Source organism: Aestuariicoccus sp. MJ-SS9, from assembly GCF_032586235.1.
Taxonomy (GTDB): domain Bacteria; phylum Pseudomonadota; class Alphaproteobacteria; order Rhodobacterales; family Rhodobacteraceae; genus Aestuariicoccus.
In genome coordinates this window covers 1-566 of record NZ_JAWHTD010000139.1, presented here as the reverse complement: position 1 = coordinate 566, position 566 = coordinate 1, and the positions used below count along the sequence as shown (strand labels likewise).

At 62.2% G+C, this 566-nt stretch carries 1 pseudogene; it reads right to left on the bottom strand.

Going from position 1 to position 566, the window contains the following annotated elements:
- Window positions 1-251: 251 nt before the first annotated feature.
- Window positions 252-566, bottom strand: a pseudogene (locus RXV88_RS23635) (DUF932 domain-containing protein); the annotation flags it as partial.

The following is a 566-nucleotide window of genomic DNA, read 5'->3' as shown; positions in this document are numbered from 1 at the left end:
CGGGGGGCGAAAGGGCAAAGCCCGTTTCGCCTCTCTCGCGGCCCCACGCCCCGTGACCGGCAAAACCCGTTTTCAAAACCTGGTAGGGGGATTTTCGCGAATTTCGCGTCATCATGCCAGACCCGGCCCTTCGCGGCACATTGCGCTCACCCCGACGAAAAATGGCCCGCCCAAAACGGGCGAGCCAGTGTTTCAAGAAAGAACTGAAGTCCGGTCTCCGCGCCCGGAGGTCTCTTCGGGATTGACGGCGATCACGCCGCCATTGCGTCGATTGCTTTGTGCAGTTCCGTCGTCGCCTTCGGGTTTTCGACCACGCGGCCCTCAAGCACGTAGGTCACGGCGTTGAAGAGTCGCCAGGCGGTCCGGCCACCCCAATCGAATGGCGGGTTCTCGAAATGACCGAGAATCTCGGGGATCTTCGTGACCGTGAAGATCCGCTTCCGATAGAGCTCCAGGATCAGGTGATCGGCCGCTTGAGGGCTGAGTTCCGTCGCCTGGTAGCGGCAGAATTGCGCGTGCTGCGATGCCCGTTGCGCCTGCAGAGGCTCGACCACGCCGGCCACAAT